This is a genomic window from uncultured Brachyspira sp., assembly GCF_910588665.1.
In the GTDB taxonomy this organism is placed as follows: Bacteria; Spirochaetota; Brachyspiria; order Brachyspirales; family Brachyspiraceae; genus Brachyspira.
In genome coordinates this window covers 1-1,097 of the sequence record NZ_CAJUPR010000059.1, presented here as the reverse complement: position 1 = coordinate 1,097, position 1,097 = coordinate 1, and the positions used below count along the sequence as shown (strand labels likewise).

The window sequence follows — 1,097 nt, the reverse complement described above, 5'->3', positions numbered from 1 at the left end:
GGTTGAGAAAGTAAAAGAAAAAATAAAAGAAATTAATCCACAAAATCTAACAGTATTTATGGAATCAACAGGTACATATCATTTACCAGTAGAAAGATATTTTAAGGAAAATGGTTTTAATACTTTAGTTATCAATAGTTTAACAACTAAAAATAATTATGACACCATCAGAAAAACTAAAACAGACAAAGAAGATTGTTATAGATTAGCAAAGTTATTCTTTGTAAATGAAGTAGAATATCACGATTTATCTAAAAAGGATTTATATGCTGATTTAAAAGCAATGACAAGACAATATTTTTATTTGCTACAGAATAATGTTAGTTGTAAAAATAGATACAAGAGATTAATAAATATATGCTTTCCAGAACTAGAGAAAATCTTTAAATCAACAAGAATTTATGATGATACAGCATTGAATTTTATCAAAGAATTTCCACATGCAGAAATAGTGAAAGAGAAGCGAATTGATGCATTGTATAACAATTTATATAAGACTAATGGAAGAAATTTAAACTTTTATAAAAGACTAGCAGAAACAATAAAAATAGCTTCAACTAACTCTTATCCTGGAGTTGATAAAGAACACGAAGACACAAAAAACCTTTCGGATATGGCTAAAATAGTACAAAATAATAACAATATCATAAATGAATTGAGAGATAAAATGATAGAAACAGCAAAGCAATCTCCATATTTTAAAATAATAAATTCATTTTATGGAATCGGCGAAATATTAACAGCTGAAATACTTGGAGAATTAGGAGATATAACAAGGTTTGATAGTCCAAAAGAAATAATAGCTTTTTGTGGACTTGACCCAACAATAAAGCAATCTGGAAAAAGTATAAATGTGAAAGGAGCAATATCAAAAAGAGGAAACAAATATGCAAGATATATATTATTTAATTGTAGCCAAATGGTAGTAAAATTAGGAGCTTCAAATTATCCAGAACATCCAGTATATATTTATTACCAAAATAAAAAAGCAGAAGGCAAACACTTCTACGAAAGCCTAACTGCTTGTTCTACAAAAATTCTAAGAATGTTATATTCTATGTGCAAAAATAATAAACAATTCTTAGAAAACTAATCAT

1 protein-coding gene is annotated in these 1,097 nt (G+C 26.4%); it reads left to right on the top strand.

The features are described 5' to 3' along the window. The coding region (locus QZ306_RS10605; RefSeq protein ID WP_295163676.1) for an IS110 family transposase at positions 1 to 1,093 on the top strand (1,093 nt) is incomplete at its 5' end. Between the last annotated feature and the right edge of the window lie 4 nt (positions 1,094 to 1,097).